This window comes from Candidatus Aminicenantes bacterium, assembly GCA_026393855.1.
Lineage (GTDB): Bacteria > Acidobacteriota > Aminicenantia > Aminicenantales > UBA4085 > UBA4085.
This window is the reverse complement of record JAPKZJ010000116.1, coordinates 1-4,384: the sequence shown is the minus strand read 5'-3', so window position 1 is coordinate 4,384 and position 4,384 is coordinate 1. Positions and strand designations below refer to the sequence as shown.

Below are 4,384 nucleotides of genomic sequence, written 5' to 3'. Positions count from 1 at the left end.
TATTGTTATAAGCCATCAATGTCCATTTTTCTATCGGATTCTCGACAGTAACGGCATGGCCAACACGACGCGCGCCGTCAAGGAAGGCGAGATCTGGGCCGTCGGCGGCGGCAAAGGCGGCACCGGCAAGACGTTCATCACCTCCAGCACGGGGACCACTCTGGCCAAGCGCGGCCGCCGGGTCGTTATGGTCGACATGGACATCGGAGGAGCCAATCTCCATTCCTTCTTCGGGATCAGCCGGCCGCAGAAATCCCTGACCAGCTTCTTCGAATCAGGGACCCGGTTGTCCGACCTGGCCGTCGACACCGAGCTGCCCAACATGTCGCTCATCACCGGCGATATCCACTCCATCGCCTCGGACACGATCCGCTTCAGCCAAAAGCTGAAGCTATTCCGCCAGATCATGAAGCTCAACGTCCAAAACGTCCTGATCGACCTGGGCGCCGGGAGCCACAGCAACACCCTGGACACCTTCCTGATCGCGGACAAGATGATCATCGTCCTGACCCCCGAGGTCATCGCCATCGAGAACATGTATCACTTCGTCAAGAACTCCCTCTTCCGCAAGGTCAAGCTGACGCTCAAAGAGTACGGATTCAAAGAGATCGTCCAGCATATCTGGGACCGCCGCCAGAGTTACGGGATCAAGAACCTCAAAGATCTGATCGACTACCTCAAGGATAGCTTCTCTTATATCCGGACCATCCTGGACAACGAACTGGCCGGATTCCGCATCCACCTCGTCGTCAACATGGCTCGCAACAGCCAAGACATCCTGCTGGGGACCTCGATTAAAAGCGTCCTGACCAAATACCTGGGCGTGCCCATCCTCTACTCGGGGTATGTGGAGTACAACGACGTGGTCTGGAAATCGGTCCGCGAGCGCAAGCCGTTCATGCTCAGCTACACGGCCACGGGCTGCGCCAAGCAGGTCGAAACCATCGTCGACAACATCATCAACGGCCGCGAGGTGAACGTTCCGGGAGGATACGCATGACGCCGGAGGAGCTGAAAAAACACTTGGACGTTCTGGAATTATCTCCCAAGGCCTCTTTCTCGGACATCAAGAATGCCTACCTCCGGCTGCGCCGGCTCTATGGCGGGACTTCGATCGTCCTCGACCCCATTGCCGAGGAGTTCTCCGACAAAAAGCGGGCCAAGATTCTGCAGGACATCGAGACGGCCTACGCCGCCCTGCTCAAGGCCGGGCGGGAAAAGCCCGAGACCACCTGGGCCCGCGACATCGCCCCCACGGCGGTCCCCATCCCGGCGGCCCAATCCGACGCCCCGCCGCCGGCCGACGAGCCGCTCGACGACCTCGTCTTTTCCGGTCCCGTTCTGCGCGCGGTTCGGGAGAGCCTGGGCATCGAGCTGCTGGAGATCTCCAAGCAGCTCAAGCTGCGCGGCGAGCTCCTCAAGAGCCTGGAGGAGGAGCGCTACGAAGCCCTGCCCGAGGAGATCTACCTCAAAGTTCATCTGAAGAACGTAGCGGCCTGCCTGCGGCTCAAGCCGGCCAAAGTCGTGGACGACTACGTCGCCCGCTACCGGGAGTGGAAATCCCACCGCTGATGCCCGCCATCCCCCCGGACGGTGCGCCCCGCTTCCCGATCCTAAAAAAAAGCCCGCCCTCGTTCCATCTTTTCAGATGGAGCGAGGACGGGCCGAGAGACAGGGCCGGCCGCCGTCAGCGGCCGAAGGCGACCTTCAAGCCCAGCGTGACGGTGAAGCCTTTCAGGTCGAGCTGGGCCTTGCGGGCGTTGTTGTCCCAGGGGGTCACAACCGGTTCATCCACCTGGAACGCCACCAGCGGGAAAGTCGTCTCCCCCGCCCGGCGCTCGAAATACCAGAAGGAAGCATCGGTGCCGGTGGAGGAATAGGACCCGAAATCGCCGCCGCCCGTGCTGGTGTAAGTCCCCTGATAGGAATCGAGCTTGACGACCCGATACAAGCCGTTCGCAACCAGTGAGAGTCGGGACGTGATCAGGTATTCGAGCCCGATTCCGGCCTGGAATCCCAAAGCGCTCTTTTTGGCCTGGAATGTATACTCGTCATACCCGCTCAAGCCGAGCAGGGTGTAATCGGCCCGGAAATTCCAGTCCAGCTTGGTGAAGTACATCCCCGCCCCGGCCAGGGCGTCGAAGCGGAGCCGATCCGACAACGGCAGAAGCAGGTGCAGGTTCAAAGTGACCGGAGTGACGGTGACCGCCGGCTTGATCGCTTCCGTGGTCGACAGGTAGTTGTTGGTATAGGCCGCCGAGCTATCTTTGCTCATTTTGAACTGACCGACCCCCAGGCCGACGCCGAAGAATTTCCAGGGGTAGAACAGGAGCTCGCCGGAGATCTGGACGCCGCGCTTGGGAGCCAGGAAGGTGTCTCCTAGACCGTAGACCTGCTTCAGCAGGTCGGACTGGCCTTGGATGCCTGTGGTTAGGTCGCCGCCGTCGGCCCAGCTCATGCCGGAGCTGAGCTTGAAGGCGAACTTCTGGGAAAAGCCCGGCACGGCGGCCAGGCTCAAAGCCAGGATGAGGAACAGGATCTTTTTCATCGGGCGCTCCTCTCACCGGCCTTGGCCGCACGGACGGCGCGGCCGGTGCCGGCTCCATTGGTCGCCGTGACCGTGAAGGTGTAGGCCTGGCCTGGCGTCAGGCCCTCGACCAGGATCGGGCTGCCGAGCCCGGTGGCTTTCTTTCCGCCGGGGCTGGCCGTGACCGTATAGTACTCGATCGGGCTGCCGCCGGTCGATTTCGGCGTCTGGAAGCTGACGATGGCCTTGTCGCCTTCGAGCAGGGCCGTCGGCACGGCGGGCGCGCCGGGCGGGACCATGAAGACGATCGGCCGCATCATGTCGTTCTCCTCATGCCCGAGGAGGTGGCAGTGCCAGACATATTCCCAACCCAGGTTCTCCTCGTGGTTCTTGATGATGTTGGGGACCCCGGTGTAGGGATCGACGTTGGAGAAGCCCTTGTGGGATCCGACCGGGCTGGTCACGTCGAGCATCCGGACGCTGTCGGGGACGTCGAACGGCAGGGTCGGTGCGGTCGGCCGCAACACGACGATGCAGTCCTCGAGAGGATTCATGACCACGGTCTCTTTCCAGCCATTCTCCCAAGGATCGGGCGGGCGGATCGCGCCGTCCCATCCGACCCGGTTGATGATCTGGACGTCCATGAGGTGGAAATGGATGGCATGGGTGTCCACACCGTTGTGGGTGATCTTCCAGATCTGGGTCTCGCCGTTATAGATTCTCTCCGTCGGAGGATCAATGTAGGCCAGCGGAATGGTGGTCTGGATGAAAAAGCTGGTCAGGGGCAGTTCGACGCCGAGGATGGCGTTCATGCGGCCGTACTCGAGCTCGAACAGCTCGTGGATGGCCTTGGGGATGATGGGCAGGGTGATGGGCGAGGAGGCGCCGGACGGTGTGAAGGTCAGGGAGTTGTCGGCGATCTTGACGTAGGTGTTCGGCGGCACGATCAACGGGTGTTGGGACTGGGAGAAGGCCGTCGGCAGGATGGCCTGCAGATTGGACAGACTGAAGGCCGAGCCGGGAGTCCCTTCCACCCGAATCTGCATGATGGTCCGGGTATTGGGACCGAAGCCGGGAAGAGTGGTGGACGCGCCGCCGACCGAGGTCAGATCCTCGTTGCCGGTGTAATAGTCCTGCCGCATATCGTAGGCCGGAACCGGCGCCGGGGCGTCATTGTAGAGGATGAGCCGCGAGCCCGCCGGGACTTGGGAGAAATCGATGAGCACGTCGGCCCGTTCGGCCGGCCCCAGGAAGAGGCTCTTGCGATCGACGTTGAGGACGACGATGTTGCGGCGGTCGTAGAGATAGCCGACCGGCGCACTGGTGATGACCGCGGGCGCCTGGAGCAGGCCGCTCTCGTTCCCGATCTGGATGAAAGCGGGACCGACCGTGGTCGGGTCGGGGACGCCGCCGACACGGCCATCCGTCGGCCAATCGGCCGGGAATCCGGTCGTGGGCACGGCGGGAACCATCTTGACTTCAGTGCCCATCCCCGGATAGCCGGGCGAGCCGGACCGGAAGCTGGTATTCAGCGAGGGGTCGGCGTAATAGAGCTGGAGGTTGAGGAAGCGGTCGTTACAGGCGTTTAAAATGCGGAAACGATAGGCCTTCGGTTCCACCGTGAGATAAGGGTAGACCGTCCCGTTGACGAGCGGCGTATCCATGAACGCCTCGGGGACGAGCGAGGGGTTGGGAGTGCCCGGGATCACCTGGCCATTGGACTTGGTGATGGGCGGATTAGTGAGCATCGTCACCGGGGGCCAGAACCAGGGGCCGTAATCCCAGCGGCCCATGTCGTTGGCGCCGCTTAGATCGTTCGGGTTCTGGTTGGGCATGTAGACATGCGGGAACCAAAGC

The 4,384-nt window shown here is 62.0% G+C and carries 4 protein-coding genes; 2 read left to right on the top strand and 2 right to left on the bottom strand.

The window, feature by feature from the left end; translation table 11 throughout:
• Together NTZ26_14670 and NTZ26_14665 are read left to right on the top strand one after the other, a co-directional pair.
• The coding region (locus NTZ26_14670) for an AAA family ATPase (GenBank protein MCX6561744.1) at positions 1-1,000 on the top strand (1,000 nt) is incomplete at its 5' end.
• Positions 997-1,572, top strand: coding sequence for a helix-turn-helix transcriptional regulator (locus NTZ26_14665; GenBank protein ID MCX6561743.1), 576 nt, complete (start codon positions 997-999; stop codon positions 1,570-1,572). The genes NTZ26_14670 and NTZ26_14665, both read left to right, overlap by 4 nt.
• A 115-nt stretch (positions 1,573-1,687) precedes the next feature.
• On the opposite strand, the gene NTZ26_14660 is transcribed toward NTZ26_14665, so the two are convergent.
• Positions 1,688-2,548: an outer membrane beta-barrel protein gene (locus NTZ26_14660; protein MCX6561742.1), complete on the bottom strand. Its 861-nt coding sequence runs from the start codon at positions 2,546-2,548 to the stop codon at positions 1,688-1,690.
• A complete protein-coding gene (locus NTZ26_14655) occupies positions 2,545-2,826 on the bottom strand; it encodes a fibronectin type III domain-containing protein (GenBank protein MCX6561741.1) in 282 nt (93 codons plus the stop codon). The genes NTZ26_14660 and NTZ26_14655 overlap by 4 nt, the downstream gene beginning before the upstream one ends.
• Positions 2,827-4,384 lie beyond the last annotated feature (1,558 nt).

Bases quoted from the DNA above. Each gene is read 5' to 3' on its own strand.
- NTZ26_14660 (MCX6561742.1), bottom strand. From the start codon at position 2,548: ATGAAAAAGATCCTGTTCCTCATCCTGGCTTTGAGCCTGGCCGCCGTG.
- NTZ26_14655 (MCX6561741.1), bottom strand. From the start codon at position 2,826: ATGGTCCCGCCCGGCGCGCCCGCCGTGCCGACGGCCCTGCTCGAAGGC.
- NTZ26_14665 (MCX6561743.1), top strand. From the start codon at position 997: ATGACGCCGGAGGAGCTGAAAAAACACTTGGACGTTCTGGAATTATCT.